Source organism: Micromonospora sp. NPDC049049 (assembly GCF_040649115.1).
Taxonomy (GTDB): Bacteria; Actinomycetota; Actinomycetes; order Mycobacteriales; family Micromonosporaceae; genus Micromonospora.
Genome location: NZ_JBEZEX010000044.1, coordinates 1 through 20,676, shown reverse-complemented (window position 1 = coordinate 20,676; position 20,676 = coordinate 1). Strand labels below are relative to the sequence as shown.

Sequence of the window (20,676 nt, the reverse complement as noted above, 5' to 3'; positions counted from 1 at the left end):
TCCATGGCTGGGATGGGACTCTAACAGCCTCACCCCGGTCCGGGCAGATGTGCCCGACTACATAAATCGATTCCGATGTTACCGGGCGCTCACGGCCCAGGCAGACCATGGCGCCCGCCAGTTGCTCTCAACTGGACGGGCGCCATGGTCGTACGCCTTACAGCTCGGTGGCGGAGCCACCGGCGGCAGCGATCTTCTCCTTGGCCGACGCACTGAACGCGTGCGCGGACACCTGGAGCGCCACACCGCCGAGATCCCCGGTACCGAGGACCTTGACCGGGTGACCCTTGCGGACCGCGCCGGACTCAACGAGCTCCAGCGGGCCGACCTGACCACCATTCGGGAACAGCTCAGCGAGTCGGTCCAGGTTGACAACCTGGAAGACCACCTTGAACTTGTTCTTGAAGCCCTTCATCTTCGGCAGGCGCATGTGGATGGGCATCTGCCCACCCTCGAACGCCGCCGAGATGTTCTTGCGGGCCTTGGAGCCCTTGGTACCGCGACCAGCGGTCTTGCCCTTGGAACCCTCACCGCGACCCACACGGGTCTTCGCGGTCTTGGAACCGGGCGCCGGGCGCAGGTGATGCACCTTGATCGTCATTACTCGACCTCCTCGACCTTCACGAGGTGGCTCACAGTGAAGATCATGCCGCGGATCTCGGGCCGGTCCTCCTTGACCACCACGTCGTTGATCCGCTTGAGACCGAGCGAACGCAGCGACTCACGCTGGTTGTGCTTGGTCCCGATACCGGACCGGAGCTGGGTGACCTTCAGGCGTGCCATCAGTTCGCCACCCCCGCACGCGACGCCAGCATGGCGGCCGGCGCGACGTCCTCCACCGGCAGACCACGACGCGCCGCGACCTGCTCGGGGGACTCAAGCCCCTTCAGGGCCGCCACGGTGGCGTGCACGATGTTGATCGGGTTCGACGAACCGAGGCTCTTGGAGAGCACGTCGTGGATCCCAGCGCACTCCAGCACGGCACGCACCGGTCCACCGGCGATGACACCCGTACCGGCCGAGGCCGGCTTGAGCAGCACCACACCAGCGGCGTCCTCACCCGTCACCGGGTGCGGGATCGACTGACCGATCCGCGGGACCTTGAAGAAGTGCTTCTTGGCCTCCTCGACACCCTTGGCGATGGCCGCGGGCACCTCCTTGGCCTTTCCGTAGCCCACGCCGACCGTGCCGTCGCCGTCGCCCACGATCACCAGGGCGGTGAAGCTGAAGCGACGACCACCCTTCACGACCTTGGCGACGCGGTTGATCGCGACGACCCGCTCAAGGTGCGGGGTCTTCTCGACGGGCGCGTTTCCGCGGCCGCCCTCACGGCGGTTGTCGCGGCGACCACCCTCGTTGCCACCGGACCCGCCGCCACGGCGCTGTTGACCTGGCATCAGCAGCCTTCCTTCTCTCTCGTGACGGGGTTGTTAGAACTCGAGCCCGGCTTCGCGGGCGGCGTCGGCAAGCGCGGCGACTCGCCCCGCGTACCGGTTGCCGCCGCGGTCGAAGACGACCTTGGAGACGCCGGCGGCCTTGGCCCGCTCGGCGAGCAGCGCGCCCACCTTGCCAGCCAGGGCGCTCTTGTCGCCCTCCGCACCGCGCAGCGAGGCGTCCAGGGTCGACGCCGACGCCAGGGTGTGACCCTTGGTGTCGTCGACGATCTGGGCGACCATGTGCCGCAGCGAGCGGGTGACGACCAGGCGCGGACGCTCGGCCGTACCGCTGACGTTCTTGCGGACGCGGAAGTGTCGACGCGCACGCCCAACGGCGCGCTTGGCGGCGACACCGCGGCGGCGCTTGAGCAGCGTGGCGCTCACTTCTTACCTGCCTTTCCAGCCTTGCGGCGGATGACCTCGCCCTGGTACTTGACGCCCTTGCCCTTGTAGGGCTCCGGCGGGCGGATCTTCCGGATGTTGGCGGCGACCTCACCGACCTGCTGCTTGTCGATGCCAGCCACGTGGAACAGAGTCGGCCGCTCCACCGTGAAGGTGATGCCCGCCGGGGCGGGGACGACCACCGGGTGCGAGAACCCGAGCGCGAACTCGAGGTCCGAACCCTTGGCGGTGACCCGGTAACCGGTGCCGGCGATCTCCAGGCTCTTGCGGTAGCCCTCGGTGACCCCGACGATCATGTTGGCAACCAGCGTACGGCTCAGGCCGTGGAGTTCCTTGGCCTTGCGCTCGTCGTTCGGCCGGTTGACGCTCAGCTGCCCATCCTCGGCCCGCTCGACCGTGATCGGCTCGGCGAGGGTGTGCTGGAGCTGACCCTTGGGGCCCTTGACCTTGATGGTCTGCCCGTCGATCGTGATGTCGACGCCGGCTGGTACCGGGATCGACTTACGTCCAATTCGCGACATTTCTACCTGTCTCCCGTTACCAGACGAAGGCGAGGACTTCCCCGCCAACACTCCGCTTGCGGGCCTGCCGGTCGGTCAGCAGCCCCTGGGACGTCGAAATGATCGCCACGCCCAGCCCACCGAGCACCCGCGGGAGCCCGTCCGACTTGGCGTACACCCGGAGACCGGGCTTGGACACGCGCTTGATGCCGGCCAGGCTCCGCTCGCGGTTCTGGCCATACTTCAGCTCGACGACCAGTCGCTTGCCGACGGCGCCCTCCTCGGGCTCCTCGACCGACCAGGTGGCGATGTAACCCTCGGCCTTCAAGACCTCGGCGATGTTCGCCTTGATCTTGGAGTAGGGCATCTTCACCTGATCGTGGTACGCCTGGTTGGCGTTACGCAGACGCGTGAGCATGTCTGCGATCGGGTCGGTCATCGTCATGGATTTCGTCAGCCTTTCTCGCCGGGGTTCCCGGGGCATCAGCCCCGGGCCTACGGCGAAGAGCAATACCTAATCGGTGCAGGAGTTCCCGGCCGACGGCCGGGACGCGGTCGCCCTTACCAGGAAGCCTTGGACACGCCCGGCAGCTCACCGCGGTGAGCCATCTCCCGGATGCAGACCCGGCAGAGCCCGAACTTGCGGTAGACCGCCTTCGGACGCCCGCACCGCTGGCAGCGGGTGTACGCGCGAACCGAGAACTTCGGCTTCGCGGCCGCCTTGATGATCAGCGCCTTCTTGGCCATCTCAGTTCTCCTTGAACGGGAAGCCCAGGAGCTTGAGCAGCGCCCGGCCCTCGTCGTCGGTCGTGGCGGTCGTGACCACCGTGATGTCCATGCCCCGCTGGCGATCGATCCGGTCCTGGTCGATCTCGTGGAACACCGACTGCTCGGTCAGACCGAACGTGTAGTTGCCGTGCCCGTCCAGCTTGCGCCCGTCCAGACCGCGGAAGTCGCGGATACGCGGCAGCGCGATGGAGAGCAGCCGGTCCATGAACTCCCACATCCGGTCGCCGCGAAGGGTGACCTTCGCGCCGATCGGCATGCCCTCGCGGAGCTTGAACTGCGCGATGGACTTGGTCGCCCGCCGCACCTGCGGCTTCTGGCCGGTGATCGTGGCGAGGTCGCGGACCGCGCCGTCGATCAGCTTGGCGTCGCGAGCAGCCTCGCCGACACCCATGTTGACGACGATCTTGACCAGCCGCGGCACCTGCATGGGGTTGCCGTAGCTGCGCTGCTCACGCAGCTGGGCCACGATCTCGTTGCGGTACCGCTCCTTGAGGCGCGGCAGGGTCTTTTCGGTAGCCGTGGTCATCACAGGTCCTTACCGGTGCTACGCGCGATGCGGACCTTCTGGCCGTTGTCGTCGATCCGGTAACCGACGCGGGTCGGCTTGCCGTCGGAGTCCAGGACCTGCACGTTCGAGACGTGGATCGGGGCCTCCTGAGTGACGATGCCGCCGGTCTTGGCGCCACGCTGGGTGGTGCTGATGCGGGTGTGCTTCTTGACCCGGTTCACGCCCTCGACCAGGACCTTGTCCTGCCGCGGGTAGGCCTGAATGACCTTGCCCTTGGCACCCTTGTCCTTGCCGGCGATGACGACGACCGTGTCGCCCTTCTTGACCTTCACGGTCACAACACCTCCGGCGCGAGGGAAATAATCTTCATGAACCGCTTGTCCCGCAGCTCCCGGCCCACCGGGCCGAAGATACGGGTTCCACGCGGGTCCCCGCCGTCCTTGATGATGACGGCGGCGTTCTCGTCGAAGCGGATGTACGAGCCGTCCGGACGCCGCCTCTCCTTGGCCGTGCGAACGACGACAGCCTTGACGACGTCGCCCTTCTTCACACCGGCACCCGGGATCGCGTCCTTGACGGTGGCCACGATGACGTCGCCGATACTCGCGTAGCGCCGACCCGAGCCACCGAGAACCCGGATGCACAGGATCTCCCGAGCACCCGTGTTGTCGGCGACGCGCAGTCGCGACTCCTGCTGAATCACGTCTATCTCCTATGTCTGCCGGTTCTCCGGCCGCCGTAGCGGCCGGAGCCTGGCGGAACCAACGCCCGACGCAACGCCGGGCGAGCTCGAGCCTTCGCTACTTGGCCTTTTCCAGGATCTCCACGATCCGCCAACGCTTGGTGGCGCTCAGCGGCCGGGTCTCCATGATGAGAACCCGGTCACCGGTGCCAGCGGCGTTCTGCTCGTCGTGCACCTTCAGCTTGCTCGTACGGCGCATGATCTTGCCGTACAGAGCGTGCCGAACCCGGTCCTCGACCTCGACCACGACGGTCTTGTCCATCTTGTCGCTGACCACCAGGCCCTCACGGACCTTGCGGCGGGACCGCGCGGTGGCGGTGGCGGTGTCTTCGGTCATGATGCAGTCACCTCAGTCGGCGCGGCCGAGAGCCCCAGCTCGCGCTCGCGCATGATCGTGTAGATCCGGGCGATCTCCCGACGGATGACCTGCAACCGCCGGTTGTTGTCCAGCTGCCCGGTTGCGGCCTGCACGCGGAGGTTGAACAGCTCCGCCTTGGCCTCCCGCAGCTTCGTGACCAGCTCCTCTTCGGAGAGCTCACGCAGCTCGGTCGCCTTAACGCCCGCTGCCATCAGGATTCACCCACTTCGCGCGTAACAATGCGGCACTTCATCGGGAGCTTGTGGATCGCGCGACGCATGGCCTCTCGCGCGGTCTGCTCGTTGGGGAAGGACATCTCGAAGAGAACCCGCCCCGGCTTGACGTTGGCAACCCACCACTCGGGCGAACCCTTACCGGAACCCATCCGGGTCTCGGCAGGCTTCTTGGTGAGGGCCTGGTCCGGGAAGATCGTGATCCAGACCTTGCCACCACGCTTGATGTGGCGAGTCATCGCGATACGTGCCGACTCGATCTGCCGGTTCGTCACGTACGCCGGCTCGAGAGCCTGGATCCCGAACTCGCCGAACACCACCCGGTTACCACCCTTGGACGCGCCACTGCGGTCCGGGTGGTGCGGCTTGCGGAAGCCCTTCGGGGGCTTGCGCGGCATCAGCATCTGTCAGCCCTCCTGCTGCGTTTCTGCCGGAGCAGCAGTGGCGGCGACAGCTGCGCTGTCGACCGGCTCGCCGCTCGGCGTCTCGGCCTGCTGCGCGATGGTGGTCGCAGCAGCCCGACCGGCCTCGGTGCCACCAGCCGTGGTGCCGGACGAACCCGACCGGCCACGGCGCGGACGCTCGGGACGGTCGCCGCGCTCACCACGACGCGGGCGGGACGGACCGGCCTCGGCCGGAGCTTCCCGGCCCGGGACGGCGTCGCCCTTGTAGATCCAGACCTTCACACCGATCCGACCGAACGTGGTACGGGCCTCGAAGAAGCCGTACTCGATGTTGGCCCGCAGCGTGTGCAGCGGAACCCGGCCCTCACGGTAGAACTCGGTCCGGCTCATCTCGGCGCCGCCGAGGCGACCCGAGACCTGAACCCGGATGCCCTTGCAGACCGGGTTCTTCATCGCCGACTGCATAGCCTTGCGCATCGCCCGACGGAAGCTGACCCGGCTGGACAGCTGCTCGGCCACGCCCTGCGCGACCAGCTGAGCGTCCGACTCGGGGTTCTTCACCTCGATGATGTTCAGCTGAACCTGCTTGCCGGTGAGCTTCTCAAGCTCGCCGCGGATCCGGTCGGCCTCCGCACCCTTACGGCCGATGACGATGCCCGGCCGGGCGGTGTGGATGTCGACCCGGACCCGGTCGCGGGTGCGCTCGATGTCGACCTTGGAAATCCCGGCACGCTCGAGGCCCTTGGACATCATGCGGCGGATCTTGACATCCTCGCCGATGTAGTCCTTGTAGAGCTTGTCCGCGAACCAGCGGGACTTCCAGTCGGTCGAGATGCCGAGCCGGAACCCAGTGGGGTGAACCTTCTGACCCATTACTCGGCGTCCTCCGTCTTGCTCTGCGCTTCGGCCGGTGCGGCCTCCGTGGCCGGGGCGGCCTTCTTAGCCGCGGCCTTCCTCGGTGCTGCCGGCGCGACCGCTTCGACCGCCACGGTGATGTGGCACGTGCGCTTGCGGATGCGGTAGGCCCGACCCTGGGCCCGCGGCTGGAACCGCTTCATCGTCGGGCCCTCGTCCACGAAGGCCTCACTGACGAGCAGCGCGTCGGGGTCCAGCCGCTCGTTGTTCTCCGCGTTGGCGATCGCGCTAGCGAGCACCTTGTACACCTGCTCGCTCGCAGCCTGCGGCGCGAACTGCAGCACCGTGAGCGCCTCCTTCGCGGGCAGGCCGCGGACGAGGTTGACCACCCGGCGCGCCTTCATCGGCGAGATGCGCACGTGCCGCGCAACCGCCCGCGCGCCCGGAAGCACCGGAGCGTCGCCCTTTCCTGGCATCGCTGTAACCCCTTGTTCCCTCTATCCGTATGCCTGGCGGCGTCAGCGCCGACGGCTCTTCCGGTCGTCCTTCTCGTGACCCTTGAACGTGCGGGTCAGCGCGAACTCGCCGAGCTTGTGCCCGACCATCGCCTCGGTCACGAACACCGGGACGTGCTTGCGTCCGTCGTGCACGGCGATCGTGTGCCCCAGCATCTCGGGGATGATCGTCGAGCGCCGCGACCAGGTCTTGATCACGTTCTTGGAGCCCTTGTCGTTCTGAACTTCCACCTTCTTGAGCAGGTGGTCGTCGACGAACGGGCCCTTCTTCAGGCTGCGAGGCATGTCTTATCTCCCTCAGCCGCGCTTACGCGTGGCGTAGCGACGGCGGACGATCAGCCGGTCACTCGGCTGGCCCTTACGGCGGGTGCGGCCCTCGGGCTTACCCTGCGGGTTGACCGGGTGGCGACCACCGGAGGTCTTACCCTCACCACCACCGTGCGGGTGGTCGACCGGGTTCATGGCGACACCACGGACGGTCGGGCGCTTGCCCTTCCACCGCATCCGGCCGGCCTTGCCCCAGTTGATGTTCGACTGATCGGCGTTGCCGATCTCGCCGACGCTGGCGCGGCAGCGCACGTCCACCCGCCGGATCTCGCCGGACGGCATACGCAGGGTCGCGTACGCGCCCTCGCGGCCGAGCAGCTGGATGCCGACGCCGGCGGAACGGGCCAGCTTGGCCCCGCCACCCGGACGCAGCTCCACGTTGTGGATCGTGGTACCGACCGGGATGTTGCGCAGCGGCAGGTTGTTACCCGGCTTGATGTCGGCGCCCGGACCGGACTCGACGCGGTCGCCCTGCTTCATGTCCTTCGGCGCGAGGATGTAGCGCTTCTCGCCGTCGGCGTAGTGCAGCAGCGCGATGCGCGCCGTGCGGTTCGGGTCGTACTCGATGTGAGCGACCTTCGCCGGCACGCCGTCCTTGTCGACCCGCTTGAAGTCGATCAGACGGTACTGACGCTTGTGACCGCCACCGTGGTGCCGCGTGGTGATCCGGCCGTGGGCGTTACGCCCGCCCTTCTTCGGCAACGGAGCCAGCAGCGACTTCTCCGGCGTGGACCGGGTGATCTCGGCGAAGTCAGCGACACTCGAGCCACGTCGGCCCGGCGTCGTCGGCTTGTACTTACGGATAGCCATTGTCTACACCCCTCAGCTGACCGGGCCGCCGAAGGCCTCGATACGGTCACCGTCAGCCAGCTTCACGATCGCCCGCTTGGTCGCCTTGCGCTGACCGAAGCCGGTCTTGGTGCGCTTGCGCTTACCCTGGCGGTTGAGCGTGTTGACCGTCAGGACGCGGACGTTGAAGATCTGCTGGATAGCGATCTTGATCTCGGTCTTATTCGCGTCCGGGTGCACCAGGAAGGTGTACCAGTTCCGGTTCAGCTCGCTGTAGCTCTTCTCCGAGACGACCGGCGCCACGATGATGTCGCGCGGGTCGGCGATCGTGCTCACTTGCCACCCTCCTCGGTGGTCTCGGCGGGCACGCCCAGGAACTCGTCCAGGGCGTCCTTGGTGAAGACCACGTCGTCGGCCACGAGCACGTCGTACGTGTTCAGCTGGCCGGACTCGATCAGGTGCACGCGCGGCTCATTGCGCAGCGACACCCAGTTCAGCTCGTCGGTGCTGCTCAGCACGACCAGGACCCGACGGGCCTCGGTGAGCTTGGTCAGCGTGGCCAGGGCCGCCTTGGTCGACGGCTTCTCGCCCGAGACGAACGCCTCGACGACGTGCACCTGCCCGGCGCGGGCCCGGTCGGAGAGGGCTCCCCGCAGAGCGGCGGCCTTCATCTTCTTCGGGGTCCGCTGGCTGTAGTCGCGCGGCACGGGACCGTGCACGACGCCACCGCCGGCGAACTGCGGCGCGCGGATCGAGCCCTGCCGGGCGCGACCGGTGCCCTTCTGCTTGTACGGCTTCTTGCCGCCACCGGCGACCTCGCCGCGGGTCTTGGCCTTGTGCGTGCCCTGTCGGGCCGCCGCGAGCTGGGCCACCACGACCTGGTGCATCAGCGCGACGTTGGCCTGCACGTCGAAGATGTCCTCCGGCAGCTCCACGGAGCCGCTGGTGGTGCCTTCGACGGTGCGCACGTCAACGGTGGTCACTTGGCCGCACCGCCCTTCTTCACCTTGCTCTTGGCCGCGGTACGGACCAGAACGAGCGCGCCCTTCGGACCAGGAATGGCACCCCGGACGAGCAGCAGGTTGTTCTCGGTGTCGACCGCCTGGACGGTGAGGTTCTGCACGGTGTACCGAACGCCACCCATACGGCCGGCCATCCGGGTGCCCTTGAAGACACGCCCCGGAGTGGCGCAGGCGCCGATGGAGCCGGGCGAGCGGTGCTTGCGCTCGACGCCGTGCCCGGCGCCCAGGCCGTGGAAGCCGTGCCGCTTCATCGGGCCGGCGTAGCCCTTGCCCTTGGTCTTGCCGGTGACGTCGATGATGACGCCGGCCGGGAACTCCTCGACAGTGACTTCCTGCCCGAGCGAGTATTCCCCGGCGTCAGTGGTGCGCAGCTCGACGATGTGCCGGCGCGGCGCCACGTCCGCCTTGGCGTAGTGCCCGCTGACCGGCTTCTTGACCTTGCGCGGGTCGATGGTGCCGTACGCGAGCTGGACCGCGGAGTAACCGTCCTTCTCGGCGCTACGAACCTGGCTGATGACGCACGGGCCGGCCTCGACCACGGTCACGGGAACAACGCGGTTGTTCTCCCAGACCTGGGTCATGCCGAGCTTGGCGCCCAGGATCCCCTTGACTTGCCTGTCCATTTGTCCGGTCCCTACAGCTTGATCTCGATGTCGACGCCAGCCGGCAGGTCGAGGCGCATGAGCGAGTCGACCGTCTTCGGGGTCGGGTCGATGATGTCGATCAGCCGCTTGTGAGTGCGCATCTCGAAGTGCTCGCGCGAGTCCTTGTACTTGTGCGGCGAGCGGATAACGCAGAAACGGTTGATCTCCGTGGGCAGCGGCACCGGGCCCGCGACCTGCGCCCCGGTGCGCGTAACCGTCTCGACGATCTTCCGAGCCGAGGAGTCGACGACCTCGTGGTCATAGGCCTTGAGCCGGATGCGGATCTTCTGTCCCGCCATGGTGGCTTCTGTTCCTTCTCTCGATGCCGCTGTGTTGCGGGCGCCTGTACCGGCTGGTACAGGCCCACTTCGCCGACCCCCGCGGTCGGGCGTGTCGCGCCCTCGGGCCGAGCTCCGCCCCTACGTACCGGAGTGGTGCTGACCGCACTGGGGGTCAAGGCGCCGATCGCACTACCGCGACCTGAACGCCGTGCGAGGGTGGTTGGCGACTGGGCCGCCAACCACCCTACGCTCGACTGCCTCGCCACCCGGAGGTTCAGCGAAAGCCGAACACAGGCGACGAACTGTCGTTACGCAACCTGACTAGTATGCCGCACGACCGGCGGCGGGTCTAATCGGGGTTACCTAGTTCACTTGTTAATCTTGGTGACGAACCCGGCGCCGACGGTGCGGCCACCCTCGCGGATCGCGAACTTGAGGTTCTCCTCCATGGCGATGGGCTGGATCAGCTTCACCGACATGGACGTGTTGTCACCCGGCATGACCATCTCGGTGCCCTCGGGGAGGGTGACGACACCGGTGACGTCCGTGGTCCGGAAGTAGAACTGGGGACGGTAGTTCTGGAAGAACGGGGTGTGACGGCCACCCTCCTCCTTGGAGAGGATGTAGACCGTCGCCTCGAACTCCGTGTGCGGGGTGTTCGAGCCCGGCTTCACGACGACCATGCCGCGCTCGACCTCGTCGCGCTTGGTACCACGCAGCAGCAGGCCGACGTTCTCACCTGCGCGGGCGTCGTCCAGGGTCTTCCGGAACATCTCGATCGCGGTGACCTTGGTCTTGAAGCTCTTCTCCTTGATACCGACGAGCTCAACATCCTCGTTCGGCAGGAGAACGCCGCGCTCCACGCGACCGGTGACGACGGTGCCACGACCGGTGATCGTGAAGACGTCCTCAACGGGCATCAGGAACGGCTTGTCAACCTCGCGCTCCGGCTGCGGGATCGAGGTGTCGACAGCGGTCATCAGGTCCAGCAGCTTGCCGGTCCACTCGGGGTCACCCTCGAGGGCCTTCAGCGCCGAAACCCGAACGACCGGCAGGTCGTCACCCGGGTACTCCTGCGAGGAGAGCAGCTCACGGACCTCGAGCTCGACGAGCTCCAGGAGCTCCTCGTCATCGACCATGTCGCTCTTGTTGAGCGCCACGACGATGTACGGCACACCGACCTGACGGGCCAGCAGCACGTGCTCGCGGGTCTGCGGCATCGGGCCGTCGGTCGCCGCGACCACCAGGATCGCGCCGTCCATCTGCGCGGCACCGGTGATCATGTTCTTGATGTAGTCGGCGTGCCCAGGGCAGTCGACGTGCGCGTAGTGCCGCGACTCGGTCTGGTACTCGACGTGCGCGATCGAGATCGTGATACCGCGGGCCTTCTCCTCCGGCGCCTTGTCGATCTCGTCGAACGGCGTGTAGGGGTTCAGGTCCGGGTACTGGTCGTGCAGGACCTTGGTGATGGCCGCCGTCAGCGTCGTCTTACCGTGGTCGATGTGACCAATGGTGCCGATGTTGACGTGCGGCTTAGTCCGCTCGAACTTAGCCTTCGCCACTGGTGTCCTCCTGTGGACTTCTTGGTTCGTACGCCCGGCGCGCCGGTCGGCGCTTAGGACTCTGTCGACAGCCTTTCCGGCCCGAAGGCCGGAGAGCCTTTGTGGGTTCTGCGGCGATGAAGCCTACAGGCCCGGTCTCACGCGATCCGATCGTGGTGGCCGCAGGCGGGTGAACCCTCCCGCGACCAACCACGAATCACCTGCTCAGAGCGCTACTCGCCCGTTGCCTTGGCGATGATCTCCTTCGCGACGCTCTGCGGAACCTCGGCGTAGGAGTCGAACTGCATGCTGTAGCTAGCCCGGCCCTGGGTCTTCGACCGCAGGTCGCCGACGTAGCCGAACATCTCCGACAACGGCACCAGGGCCCGGACGATGCGGGCGCCGCTGCGCTCCTCCATCGCCTGGATGATGCCGCGGCGGGAGTTGAGGTCACCGATGACGTCACCCATGTTCTCCTCAGGAGTGGTGACTTCAACGGCCATCATCGGCTCGAGCAGTGCCGGATCGGCCTTGCGGGCCGCGTCCTTCATCACCATCGAGCCGGCGATCTTGAATGCCATTTCCGACGAGTCGACCTCGTGGTACTGGCCGTCCAGCAGGGTCAGCTTCACGCCGACCAGCGGGAAGCCCGCCAGGATGCCGTACTGCAGCGCGTCCTGCGCACCGGCGTCCACCGAGGGGATGAACTCCCGGGGGATGCGGCCGCCGCTGACGGCGTTGGCGAACTCGTAGGTCGGCGAGTCGTTGTCCAGCGGAAGCGGCTCGACGCTCACGATCACGCGGGCGTACTGGCCGGAACCACCGGTCTGCTTCTTGTGGGTGTACTCGACCTTGTCCACCTTGCGGCGGATGGTCTCGCGGTACGCCACCTGCGGCTTGCCGACGTTGGCCTCGACGTTGAACTCGCGGCGCATCCGGTCGACCAGGATGTCCAGGTGCAGCTCACCCATGCCGGAGATGACCGTCTGACCGGTCTCCTCGTCCAACTGGACGCGGAAGGTCGGGTCTTCCTCGGCCAGGCGCTGGATGGCCGTGCCCAGCTTCTCCTGGTCGGACTTGGTCTTCGGCTCGATCGCCACCGAGATGACCGGCTCCGGGAAGGTCATCGACTCCAGGATGACCGGGTTCGCCGGGTCGGAGAGAGTGTCGCCGGTGGTGGTCTGCTTGAGACCCTGCACGGCGATGATGTCGCCGGCCTGCGCCGACGGACGCTCTTCCCGCTTGTTGGCGTGCATCTGGTAGATCTTGCCGATGCGCTCCTTGCGGTCCTTGGTGGAGTTGACCACCTGGGAACCGGAATCGAGCGTGCCGGAGTAGACCCGCACGTAGGTGAGCTTGCCCAGGTGCTTGTCCGTCTGGATCTTGAAGGCCAGGCCGGAGAAGGGCTCCGAGTTGGACGGCTTACGCAGCAGCGGGGTCTCGCCGTCGGTGGCCGTACCCTCGATCGCCGGAACGTCCAGCGGCGACGGCAGGAAGTCGACAACGGCGTCGAGCATGGGCTGAACACCCTTGTTCTTGAACGCCGAGCCGCAGAGCACCGGGTTGGCCTTGCCGGCAATGGTGGCACGCCGGATAGCGGCCTTGATCTCCTCGACGGAGATCTCGTCGCCCTCCAGGTACTTCTCCATCACCGCGTCGTCGACGTCGGCGAGGGTCTCCATCAGCTTCTCGCGCCACTCGGCAGCGGAGTCGGCCAGCTCGGCCGGGATCTCCTCGACCGCGTAGTCCTCACCCTTCTGGGTCTCCCCACGCCAGGTGAGCGCGCGCATGCCGATCAGGTCGACGACACCGATGTGGTCACCCTCGAGCCCGATCGGGATCTGGAGCACCAGCGGGGTGGCGTTCAACCGGTCGATCATCATCTGCACGCAGCGGAAGAAGTCGGCGCCGGTCCGGTCGAGCTTGTTGACGAAGCACATACGCGGGACGTTGTACTTGTCGGCCTGCCGCCAGACGTTCTCCGTCTGCGGTTCCACGCCGGCGACACCGTCGTATACCGCTACCGCACCATCCAGGACCCGCAGCGACCGCTCGACCTCGACCGTGAAGTCGACGTGGCCGGGCGTGTCGATGATCTGGATCGTGTGGTCTTTCCACTCACACTTGGTAGCAGCGGAGGTGATGGTGATACCACGCTCCTGCTCCTGCTCCATCCAGTCCATGACGGCAGCGCCCTCGTGGACCTCACCGATCTTGTACGTGATGCCGGTGTAGAACAGGATTCGCTCGGTGGTCGTGGTCTTACCGGCATCGATGTGCGCCATGATGCCGATGTTGCGTACCTTGGCGAGCGCGTCTGCGGCGGCCACTTCAATCCCTACTTATCGTCGTCTCGACACAACTGGTGGCGGTTCCGGCGCCCGGAGGCGCCGGAACCAGGGTGTTACCAGCGGTAGTGCGCGAAGGCCTTGTTCGACTCGGCCATCTTGTGCGTGTCCTCGCGCCGCTTGACGGCGGCACCGAGGCCGTTGCTCGCGTCCAGCAGCTCGTTCATCAGCCGCTCGACCATGGTCTTCTCGCGCCGGGCGCGGGAGTACGTGACCAGCCAGCGCAGGCCCAGGGTCGTCGCCCGGGTCGGGCGGACCTCGACCGGAACCTGGTAGGTGGCGCCACCGACACGACGGCTGCGCACCTCGAGGGTCGGCTTGACGTTGTCCATCGCCCGCTTGAGGGTGACGACCGGGTCGGTGCCGGACTTCTCGCGGCAGCCCTCGAGGGCCGCGTACACGATGGTCTCGGCGAGCTGACGCTTGCCACGGAGCAGGATCTTGTTCACCAGCTGGGTGACCAGCGGCGAGTTGTACACCGGGTCAGCGACCAGTGGCCGCCGCGGAGCGGGTCCCTTACGCGGCATGTCAGCTCTTCTCCTTCTTCGCGCCGTAACGGCTGCGCGCCTGCTTGCGGTTGCGGACGCCCTGGGTGTCCAGCGAGCCGCGAACGATCTTGTAACGCACGCCGGGGAGGTCCTTCACCCGGCCGCCGCGAACGAGCACGATCGAGTGCTCCTGCAGGTTGTGACCGACGCCGGGGATGTAGGCGGTCACCTCGATCTGGCTGCTGAGCTTCACGCGAGCGACCTTGCGCAGCGCCGAGTTCGGCTTCTTCGGGGTGGTGGTGTACACGCGGGTGCACACGCCGCGCCGCTGAGGGGAACCCTTCAGCGCCGGGGTCTTGGTCTTGGTCGTCTTCGCCTGGCGGCCCTTTCGGACCAGCTGCTGGATCGTGGGCACCGGGTTTCTCCGCTCCCTTCGGCCGCATCCGCGGCCGCGCCGTCTGCTCGTTAGCCGGCCTGATGACCGGCTCTCCTACATTCCGACCAGGGTCGCCTTGCGGAGACCCCGGCACCCGCGGTCGGGCGTGTCGCCCTCGTCACGGCCCCGTTGCGACGCTCTCGCGTTCGTACCGGGTTTTGTCACCGGCGCGCGGGTCGCCCCGCTCCGGATCCTTGGCTTGTCGTGCCGCCGTCCGTAAGCCGGAAACAGCGCACGCACGAGTTGCCCGGGCATGCCCGGGCACAAGGGGAAAGAGTACCTACCACAACCGCCCAGGTCAAAACGGAATGGCCCGGCGACTGTCTCACACCAGCCGGCCGGATCTCGTCCTGCCCCGTCGCCCGCGATGGGCACCTACGAATACAAGTGTACCGGCTTCCCCGCAGAAGCACCCATCGCCCCCGGGGTGACCGGAAGCCTTCCGCGGAAAACCGCCGTCAGGTGCCGGATCTGTCGGTGATCACCCTCACGTCAGTGTGAGAAGCAGGGCAAGACCCAGGCCCAGCAGGCTGAGCAGCGCCCCCGCCGCGCCGCAGCTGATCCCTGCCATCGCCAGCCCGCGACCGGTGAACTGGACCGCCGAGGGGGCGGTCGGCCGCCGGATCTGTCGCCGGCCGAGCAGCCCGATGACGACCGCCGCCCCACCGGCCAGCACACCCAGCGCGGCGAACGCCCCGGAGGCCCAGGCCCCGCCGTCGTTCTTGAAAGCCACTCCGAAGCAGATCACCAGCAGTGAGACCAGAAGTGAGGCGATCCCCGCAACCAGCGCCCCGATGGCCAGCCCGGAGGTGACCGGTGCCACGTCCAGGTGCACGACGCCGAACGGCGTACCCGAAACCGCCTCCACCCGCTTCGGCGGCCGGCGTTGGTCGTCGGTGGGCGGCGGTACGGAACGCCCCGGTGCGCCAACACCCCACCCGGGACCGTGCCCCGGCGGCGGCGGTCCCCAGCCGGGCGGCGGCCCGGACGACGGCGGGCCCCAGCCGTGCGGCGCAACCGGCCCGGACGGCGACGGGCCCCACCCGGGCGGCGCAGATGGCGCAGACGGGTACGGACCCCAGCCTGGAGGCACAGCCGGTGCGGACGAGGACGGGCCCCAGCCGTACGGCACTCCCGAACCAGCCGGCGGCGGGCCCCACCCGGGCGGCGCACCCGGCCCGGAGGTGGGCGGGCCCCAGCCCTGCGGCGTCGAGGTCGGTGCGCTGGAGACCGGGTACGGCTGGTCGGAGCCGGGCGTCGTGGTGGCGCCCCAGCCGTTCGGACCCCAACCGGGAGGCGGCGTCGCAGGGGGCTGCGGGCCCGGGTTGGACGCCGGCTGGTGGGTCTCGTCGCTCGGGCCGGGTCGCGCCCAGTCGCTCGGCTCGGGTGGCGGAGCCGGCACGTCCGGCGGGCCGGCCGGTTCGTCCGCAGGGGGCCGCGCCGGTTCCGTCACGAGGTCCTCCTGTCGAAAGGCCGCCACCGTCACACGGTGGACACCGGCCAGGCTACCGCCGGCAGCACCGCCGCCCGCGCCGGGCGCGGCCACCGGTGGCTCAGTCCATGTTCGCGGGATAGTCGTGGCCGAACGGGGCGCCGGCCAACCGGACCACCCCGATGACCACAGCGGCCACGACGCTGACCGCGACCAGTACCAGGCCGGTCCAGGCCATCCACTCCCCCCGCCGCAGCCAGACACCGCCGGTCAGGAAACCCCCTGAGGCGTACGCCTCCCGGCGCGCCTGCCGGGCCAGTTGCAGGGCCACAGTGGCCGGCACCACGCCACCGATGAACAACCCGGTCAGCATGCCGAGCAGGCCCAGCGCGAAGACCGCCCGTGCCTTCGTGGCGCGGGCCGGGTCCGGGTCGAGCGGGTGGCGCACGCCCTGCTGGGCGACGGACACCTGCCCGGGTGCGGTCGTCATCCCCCCATCATGCCGAACCCGGCGCAAGCGGTGGGTTGGCACGGACACGACGAGGCCCCCGGCTTTCACCGGGGGCCTCGTCGTGTGACTGGTGCTTAGCGGTACGACCCGAAGTCGAAGTCGTCCAGCGGCACTGCCTGCCCGCCGGCCGGCCCGAACCCGTAGTCGGTCTCCGGGTAACCGGTCATCGAGTAGACCTTGGCCTTGGCCTCCTCGGTCGGCTCGACCCGGACGTTGCGGTACTTGCTGATGCCGGTACCGGCCGGGATGAGCTTTCCGATGATCACGTTCTCCTTGAGGCCGACCAGCGAGTCGCTGCGCGAGTTGATCGCAGCGTCGGTCAGCACCCGGGTGGTCTCCTGGAAGGAGGCCGCCGAGAGCCAGGAGTCGGTGGCCAGCGAGGCCTTGGTGATACCCATCAGCACCGGACGACCAGCGGCGGGCTCGCCGCCCTCCGAGACGAGCCGGCGGTTCTCCGACTCGAACAGCGCCCGGTCGACGAGCACACCCGGCAGGAACTCGGTCGAGCCGGAGTCGATGACCGTCACCCGCTTGAGCATCTGGCGGATGATGATCTCGATGTGCTTGTCGTGGATGAGCACACCCTGCGAGCGGTAGACCTCCTGGACCTCACTGGTCAGGTGGACCTGGACCGCCCGCGGACCCATGATCCGCAGCAGCTCGTGCGGGTCGATGGTGCCCTCGGTCAGCTTCTCGCCGACCGCGACGTGACCGCCGTCGTGGGTACGGAGCTTGACCCGCTTCGAGATCTTGTCGTAGACGATCTCTTCGCTGCCGTCGTCCGGCACCACGATGATCTTGCGCGAGCGCTCGCCGTCCTCGATCCGGATCCGACCGGGGGTGTCGGCGATGGGCGCCTTACCCTTCGGGACCCGAGCCTCGAAGATCTCCTGAACACGCGGCAGACCCTGGGTGATGTCCTCACCCGCGACACCACCGGTGTGGAAGGTACGCATCGTCAGCTGCGTACCGGGCTCACCGATGGACTGGGCGGCGATGATGCCGACCGCCTCGCCGATGTCGACCGACTTACCGGTCGGCAGCGACCGGCCGTAGCAGGCCGCGCAGACGCCCAGCTTCGACTCGCAGGTGAGCACGCTGCGCACCCGGACCGTCTCCACACCAGCGGCGACGATCTTGTCGACCCCGATGGAGTTGATGTCCTGACCGCGCTCGGCCACCACGGTGCCGTCCGGCCCCTTGATGTCGTCCGCGAGCGTACGGGCGTGCACGCTGGTCTCGGCGTGGGTGTGGACGACGAGCTTGCCGTCCAGCTTCTCGCCGATCTGCATCGGGATCGCCCGGTCGGTGCCGCAGTCCTCTTCGCGGATGATGACGTCCTGCGAGACGTCCACCAGACGACGGGTCAGGTAACCCGAGTCGGCGGTCCGCAGCGCGGTGTCGGCAAGACCCTTACGAGCACCGTGCGTGGAGATGAAGTACTCCAGCACGGACAGACCCTCCCGGTAGCTGGCCTTGATCGGCCGCGGGATGATCTCGCCCTTGGGGTTGGCCACCAGACCACGGATCGCCGCGATCTGCCGGAGCTGGAGCAGGTTACCGCGAGCACCCGAGTTGATCATCTTCCACAGCGGGTTCTCCTGCGGCAGCGCGGTGTCCATCTCCTTGGCGACCTCGTTGGTCGCCTTGGTCCAGATCTCGATGAGCTCGCCGCGACGCTCCTCGGCGGTCATCAGACCACGCTGGTACTGCTTGTCGATCTGGTCGGCGTCCTTCTCGTACTTCGCCAGGATCTCCGCCTTACGCGGCGGAGCGATGACGTCCTCCATGCCGATCGTCACGCCGGACCAGGTGGCCCAGTGGAAGCCGGCCTCCTTGAGCCCGTCCAGGGTGGCGGCCAGCGCCACCTTGGGGAAGCGCTCGGCGAGGTCGTTGACGATCGCGGAGAGCTGACCCTTGCGGATCTCGTAGTTCACGAAGCGGTAGCCCTGCGGCAGCGTCTCGTTGAACAGCACCCGGCCCAGGGTGGTCTCCACGGTCAGCGGGTCACCCTCGACCCAGCCCTCCGGGGCGGTCCACGCCTCGGCACCAGAGCCGTTGTCGACCCCGACCACGTCACGCAGGCGGATCTTCACCGGTGCCTGCAGGTGCAGCTCGCCGTTGTCGAAGGCCATCCGCGCCTCGGCGTCCGAGCTGAACGCCCGGCCCTCGCCCTTCTCACCGGCGGTGAGGTGGGTGAGGTGGTACAGACCGATGACCATGTCCTGGGTAGGCATGGTGACCGGCTTACCGTCGGCCGGCTTGAGGATGTTGTTCGACGACAGCATCAGGATCCGCGCCTCGGCCTGAGCCTCGGCGGACAGCGGCACGTGCACCGCCATCTGGTCACCGTCGAAGTCGGCGTTGAACGCGGTGCAGACCAGCGGGTGGATCTGGATCGCCTTGCCCTCGACCAGCTGCGGCTCGAAGGCCTGGATGCCCAGGCGGTGCAGGGTCGGCGCCCGGTTGAGCAGCACCGGGTGCTCGCCGATGACCTCTTCCAGCACGTCCCACACGACCGGGCGCTGACGCTCGACCATCCGCTTGGCGGACTTGATGTTCTGTGCGTGGTTGAGGTCGACCAGCCGCTTCATCACGAAGGGCTTGAACAGCTCCAGCGCCATCTGCTTGGGCAGACCGCACTGGTGCAGCTTCAGCTTCGGGCCGACCACGATGACCGAACGGCCGGAGTAGTCGACGCGCTTGCCCAGCAGGTTCTGGCGGAACCGGCCCTGCTTGCCCTTGAGCATGTCGGACAGCGACTTGAGCGGGCGGTTACCCGGGCCGGTGACCGGCCGGCCGCGACGGCCGTTGTCGAACAGCGCGTCGACGGCCTCCTGGAGCATCCGCTTCTCGTTGTTGACGATGATCTCGGGCGCGCCGAGGTCGATCAGCCGCTTGAGGCGGTTGTTCCGGTTGATCACGCGGCGGTACAGGTCGTTCAGGTCGGAGGTCGCGAAGCGGCCACCGTCGAGCTGCACCATCGGGCGCAGGTCCGGCGGGATGACCGGGACGCAGTCCAGCACCATGCCGAGCGGGGAGTTGCGGGTGTTCAGGAACGCCGCGACGACCTTGAGTCGCTTGAGCGCCCGGATCTTCCGCTGACCCTTGCCGGACCGGATGGTCTCCCGCAGGCTCTCGGCCTCGGCGTCGAGGTCCATGTTCTGGACCAGCGCCTTGATCGCCTCGGCGCCCATGGAACCGGTGAAGTACTCACCGAACCGGTCGCGCAGCTCGCGGTAGAGCAGCTCGTCGGTGACCAGCTGCTTCGGCTCCAGCTTGCGGAAGGTGTCCAGCACCTCGTCCAGGCGGTCGATCTCGCGCTGGGCCCGGTCGCGGATCTGGCGCATCTCGCGCTCTCCGCCCTCCTTGACCTTGCGCCGGACGTCCGCCTTGGCACCCTCGGCCTCCAGCTCGGCCAGGTCGGCCTCGAGCTTGGCGGCCCGCTTCTCGATCTCCGAGTCGCGGCTGTTCTCGGACTGCCGCTTCTCAGCCAGGATCTCGTTCTCGATCGTCGAGAGGTCGCGGTGACGCGACTCCGCGTCCACGCTCGTCACGACGTACGAGGCGAAGTAGATGATCTTCTCGAGGTCCTTGGGAGCGAGGTCCAGCAGGTAACCCAGCCGGCTCGGAACGCCCTTGAAGTACCAGATGTGGGTCACCGGAGCGGCGAGCTCGATGTGCCCCATCCGCTCACGGCGGACCTTGGAGCGAGTCACCTCGACGCCGCAGCGCTCACAGATGATGCCCTTGAACCGAACGCGCTTGTACTTACCGCAGTAGCACTCCCAGTCCCGCTGCGGACCGAAGATCTTCTCGCAGAAGAGCCCGTCCTTTTCCGGCTTCAGGGTGCGGTAGTTGATCGTCTCAGGCTTCTTGACCTCGCCGTGCGACCACTGACGGATGTCGTCGGCGGTGGCGAGACCAATGCGCAGCTCGTCGAAGAAGTTGACGTCGAGCACTATGTCCCCTATGTCGTCGTCTGTACTGCTAATTCTCGGGTGGGGTCGGGGGGCGGCGAGCCGGCCCCCCACCGCGCACCACAGACCCCAAAGGCCCAGCGAGGCGCGCGCCCGGGCAGGGCGGTGGCCCCCGCCGCACCGCCCCCCGACACC

At 67.6% G+C, this 20,676-nt stretch carries 28 protein-coding genes; all 28 read right to left on the bottom strand.

All coding sequences use genetic code 11. The annotated features are described in order from the left end of the window. Positions 1-157 precede the first annotated feature (157 nt). A complete protein-coding gene (rplO, locus tag AB0B68_RS29660) occupies positions 158-601 on the bottom strand; it encodes a 50S ribosomal protein L15 (protein ID WP_088950230.1) in 444 nt (147 codons plus the stop codon). Next, complete coding sequence (gene rpmD, locus AB0B68_RS29655; protein ID WP_007465262.1) at positions 601-783, bottom strand: 50S ribosomal protein L30; 183 nt, start codon at positions 781-783, stop codon at positions 601-603. Before rpmD ends, rplO begins: the two co-directional genes overlap by 1 nt. After that, positions 783-1,397 (bottom strand): 30S ribosomal protein S5, encoded by a 615-nt coding sequence (gene rpsE, locus AB0B68_RS29650; protein ID WP_357206394.1) that lies wholly within the window; start codon positions 1,395-1,397, stop codon positions 783-785. Before rpsE ends, rpmD begins: the two co-directional genes overlap by 1 nt. A 33-nt stretch (positions 1,398-1,430) precedes the next feature. Further along, complete coding sequence (rplR, locus tag AB0B68_RS29645) at positions 1,431-1,820, bottom strand: 50S ribosomal protein L18 (RefSeq protein WP_030329901.1); 390 nt, start codon at positions 1,818-1,820, stop codon at positions 1,431-1,433. Further along, on the bottom strand, positions 1,817-2,359 hold the full coding sequence (gene rplF, locus AB0B68_RS29640) for a 50S ribosomal protein L6 (RefSeq protein ID WP_357206396.1): 543 nt from the start codon (positions 2,357-2,359) through the stop codon (positions 1,817-1,819). Before rplF ends, rplR begins: the two co-directional genes overlap by 4 nt. A 16-nt stretch (positions 2,360-2,375) precedes the next feature. Then, a complete protein-coding gene (gene rpsH / locus AB0B68_RS29635) occupies positions 2,376-2,783 on the bottom strand; it encodes a 30S ribosomal protein S8 (RefSeq protein WP_007465270.1) in 408 nt (135 codons plus the stop codon). A gap of 116 nt (positions 2,784-2,899) precedes the next feature. Further along, positions 2,900-3,085: a type Z 30S ribosomal protein S14 gene (locus AB0B68_RS29630; RefSeq protein ID WP_007465272.1), complete on the bottom strand. Its 186-nt coding sequence runs from the start codon at positions 3,083-3,085 to the stop codon at positions 2,900-2,902. Between the two features lies 1 nt (position 3,086). Next, complete coding sequence (gene rplE, locus AB0B68_RS29625; protein ID WP_091402385.1) at positions 3,087-3,653, bottom strand: 50S ribosomal protein L5; 567 nt, start codon at positions 3,651-3,653, stop codon at positions 3,087-3,089. After that, positions 3,653-3,973, bottom strand: a complete 321-nt coding sequence (gene rplX, locus AB0B68_RS29620; protein ID WP_172899047.1) for a 50S ribosomal protein L24 — start codon at positions 3,971-3,973, stop codon at positions 3,653-3,655. The genes rplE and rplX overlap by 1 nt, the downstream gene beginning before the upstream one ends. Then, positions 3,970-4,338, bottom strand: a complete 369-nt coding sequence (rplN, locus tag AB0B68_RS29615; RefSeq protein ID WP_007465279.1) for a 50S ribosomal protein L14 — start codon at positions 4,336-4,338, stop codon at positions 3,970-3,972. Before rplN ends, rplX begins: the two co-directional genes overlap by 4 nt. A 97-nt stretch (positions 4,339-4,435) precedes the next feature. Next, positions 4,436-4,714, bottom strand: a complete 279-nt coding sequence (rpsQ, locus tag AB0B68_RS29610; protein ID WP_112584814.1) for a 30S ribosomal protein S17 — start codon at positions 4,712-4,714, stop codon at positions 4,436-4,438. Further along, positions 4,711-4,947 (bottom strand): 50S ribosomal protein L29, encoded by a 237-nt coding sequence (gene rpmC / locus AB0B68_RS29605; protein WP_007465283.1) that lies wholly within the window; start codon positions 4,945-4,947, stop codon positions 4,711-4,713. Before rpmC ends, rpsQ begins: the two co-directional genes overlap by 4 nt. After that, on the bottom strand, positions 4,947-5,372 hold the full coding sequence (gene rplP / locus AB0B68_RS29600; RefSeq protein WP_053653940.1) for a 50S ribosomal protein L16: 426 nt from the start codon (positions 5,370-5,372) through the stop codon (positions 4,947-4,949). The genes rpmC and rplP overlap by 1 nt, the downstream gene beginning before the upstream one ends. A gap of 3 nt (positions 5,373-5,375) precedes the next feature. Beyond that, positions 5,376-6,245, bottom strand: a complete 870-nt coding sequence (rpsC, locus tag AB0B68_RS29595; RefSeq protein ID WP_091402401.1) for a 30S ribosomal protein S3 — start codon at positions 6,243-6,245, stop codon at positions 5,376-5,378. Continuing rightward, positions 6,245-6,703 (bottom strand): 50S ribosomal protein L22, encoded by a 459-nt coding sequence (rplV, locus tag AB0B68_RS29590; RefSeq protein WP_007465297.1) that lies wholly within the window; start codon positions 6,701-6,703, stop codon positions 6,245-6,247. The genes rpsC and rplV overlap by 1 nt, the downstream gene beginning before the upstream one ends. Before the next feature lie 42 nt (positions 6,704-6,745). Then, positions 6,746-7,027 (bottom strand): 30S ribosomal protein S19, encoded by a 282-nt coding sequence (rpsS, locus tag AB0B68_RS29585; RefSeq protein WP_007465299.1) that lies wholly within the window; start codon positions 7,025-7,027, stop codon positions 6,746-6,748. Between the two features lie 12 nt (positions 7,028-7,039). Further along, positions 7,040-7,879: a 50S ribosomal protein L2 gene (gene rplB, locus AB0B68_RS29580; RefSeq protein WP_053653944.1), complete on the bottom strand. Its 840-nt coding sequence runs from the start codon at positions 7,877-7,879 to the stop codon at positions 7,040-7,042. A gap of 12 nt (positions 7,880-7,891) precedes the next feature. Further along, entirely contained in the window at positions 7,892-8,194 is a 303-nt protein-coding gene (gene rplW, locus AB0B68_RS29575; protein ID WP_007465304.1) for a 50S ribosomal protein L23, read from the bottom strand. Further along, positions 8,191-8,841 carry a 50S ribosomal protein L4 gene (rplD, locus tag AB0B68_RS29570; RefSeq protein ID WP_030489587.1) on the bottom strand — a complete coding sequence of 217 codons (651 nt, stop codon included), beginning with the start codon at positions 8,839-8,841 and terminating at the stop codon, positions 8,191-8,193. The genes rplW and rplD overlap by 4 nt, the downstream gene beginning before the upstream one ends. Further along, on the bottom strand, positions 8,838-9,503 hold the full coding sequence (rplC, locus tag AB0B68_RS29565) for a 50S ribosomal protein L3 (protein WP_357206399.1): 666 nt from the start codon (positions 9,501-9,503) through the stop codon (positions 8,838-8,840). Before rplC ends, rplD begins: the two co-directional genes overlap by 4 nt. A gap of 11 nt (positions 9,504-9,514) precedes the next feature. Next, complete coding sequence (gene rpsJ / locus AB0B68_RS29560; RefSeq protein WP_007073037.1) at positions 9,515-9,823, bottom strand: 30S ribosomal protein S10; 309 nt, start codon at positions 9,821-9,823, stop codon at positions 9,515-9,517. A gap of 350 nt (positions 9,824-10,173) precedes the next feature. Next, on the bottom strand, positions 10,174-11,367 hold the full coding sequence (tuf, locus tag AB0B68_RS29555) for an elongation factor Tu (RefSeq protein ID WP_030489585.1): 1,194 nt from the start codon (positions 11,365-11,367) through the stop codon (positions 10,174-10,176). A gap of 212 nt (positions 11,368-11,579) precedes the next feature. After that, complete coding sequence (gene fusA / locus AB0B68_RS29550; RefSeq protein WP_308193421.1) at positions 11,580-13,676, bottom strand: elongation factor G; 2,097 nt, start codon at positions 13,674-13,676, stop codon at positions 11,580-11,582. Between the two features lie 74 nt (positions 13,677-13,750). Next, positions 13,751-14,221 carry a 30S ribosomal protein S7 gene (gene rpsG / locus AB0B68_RS29545; protein ID WP_030489583.1) on the bottom strand — a complete coding sequence of 157 codons (471 nt, stop codon included), beginning with the start codon at positions 14,219-14,221 and terminating at the stop codon, positions 13,751-13,753. Position 14,222: 1 nt separating this feature from the next. Further along, positions 14,223-14,597 carry a 30S ribosomal protein S12 gene (rpsL, locus tag AB0B68_RS29540; RefSeq protein WP_007465318.1) on the bottom strand — a complete coding sequence of 125 codons (375 nt, stop codon included), beginning with the start codon at positions 14,595-14,597 and terminating at the stop codon, positions 14,223-14,225. 508 nt (positions 14,598-15,105) lie between these two features. Beyond that, positions 15,106-15,486, bottom strand: a complete 381-nt coding sequence (locus AB0B68_RS29535) for a hypothetical protein (protein ID WP_355009603.1) — start codon at positions 15,484-15,486, stop codon at positions 15,106-15,108. A 685-nt stretch (positions 15,487-16,171) separates the two neighbouring features. Then, entirely contained in the window at positions 16,172-16,540 is a 369-nt protein-coding gene (locus AB0B68_RS29530; protein ID WP_210784125.1) for a hypothetical protein, read from the bottom strand. 95 nt (positions 16,541-16,635) lie between these two features. After that, a complete protein-coding gene (locus tag AB0B68_RS29525; protein WP_357207783.1) occupies positions 16,636-20,523 on the bottom strand; it encodes a DNA-directed RNA polymerase subunit beta' in 3,888 nt (1,295 codons plus the stop codon). Positions 20,524-20,676 lie beyond the last annotated feature (153 nt).

What these genes read in the sequence shown, in the direction of transcription:
- rplO (WP_088950230.1), bottom strand. Translation starts at nt 601, where the DNA reads ATGACGATCAAGGTGCATCACCTGCGCCCGGCGCCCGGTTCCAAGACC.
- rpmD (WP_007465262.1), bottom strand. Translation starts at nt 783, where the DNA reads ATGGCACGCCTGAAGGTCACCCAGCTCCGGTCCGGTATCGGGACCAAG.
- rpsE (WP_357206394.1), bottom strand. Translation starts at nt 1,397, where the DNA reads ATGCCAGGTCAACAGCGCCGTGGCGGCGGGTCCGGTGGCAACGAGGGT.
- rplF (WP_357206396.1), bottom strand. Translation starts at nt 2,359, where the DNA reads ATGTCGCGAATTGGACGTAAGTCGATCCCGGTACCAGCCGGCGTCGAC.
- rpsH (WP_007465270.1), bottom strand. Translation starts at nt 2,783, where the DNA reads ATGACGATGACCGACCCGATCGCAGACATGCTCACGCGTCTGCGTAAC.
- AB0B68_RS29630 (WP_007465272.1), bottom strand. Translation starts at nt 3,085, where the DNA reads ATGGCCAAGAAGGCGCTGATCATCAAGGCGGCCGCGAAGCCGAAGTTC.
- rplE (WP_091402385.1), bottom strand. Translation starts at nt 3,653, where the DNA reads ATGACCACGGCTACCGAAAAGACCCTGCCGCGCCTCAAGGAGCGGTAC.
- rpsQ (WP_112584814.1), bottom strand. Translation starts at nt 4,714, where the DNA reads ATGACCGAAGACACCGCCACCGCCACCGCGCGGTCCCGCCGCAAGGTC.
- rpmC (WP_007465283.1), bottom strand. Translation starts at nt 4,947, where the DNA reads ATGGCAGCGGGCGTTAAGGCGACCGAGCTGCGTGAGCTCTCCGAAGAG.
- rplP (WP_053653940.1), bottom strand. Translation starts at nt 5,372, where the DNA reads ATGCTGATGCCGCGCAAGCCCCCGAAGGGCTTCCGCAAGCCGCACCAC.
- rpsC (WP_091402401.1), bottom strand. Translation starts at nt 6,245, where the DNA reads ATGGGTCAGAAGGTTCACCCCACTGGGTTCCGGCTCGGCATCTCGACC.
- rplV (WP_007465297.1), bottom strand. Translation starts at nt 6,703, where the DNA reads ATGCCAGGAAAGGGCGACGCTCCGGTGCTTCCGGGCGCGCGGGCGGTT.
- rpsS (WP_007465299.1), bottom strand. Translation starts at nt 7,027, where the DNA reads ATGCCTCGCAGCCTGAAGAAGGGCCCGTTCGTCGACGACCACCTGCTC.
- rplB (WP_053653944.1), bottom strand. Translation starts at nt 7,879, where the DNA reads ATGGCTATCCGTAAGTACAAGCCGACGACGCCGGGCCGACGTGGCTCG.
- rplC (WP_357206399.1), bottom strand. Translation starts at nt 9,503, where the DNA reads ATGGACAGGCAAGTCAAGGGGATCCTGGGCGCCAAGCTCGGCATGACC.
- rpsJ (WP_007073037.1), bottom strand. Translation starts at nt 9,823, where the DNA reads ATGGCGGGACAGAAGATCCGCATCCGGCTCAAGGCCTATGACCACGAG.
- rpsG (WP_030489583.1), bottom strand. Translation starts at nt 14,221, where the DNA reads ATGCCGCGTAAGGGACCCGCTCCGCGGCGGCCACTGGTCGCTGACCCG.
- AB0B68_RS29530 (WP_210784125.1), bottom strand. Translation starts at nt 16,540, where the DNA reads ATGACGACCGCACCCGGGCAGGTGTCCGTCGCCCAGCAGGGCGTGCGC.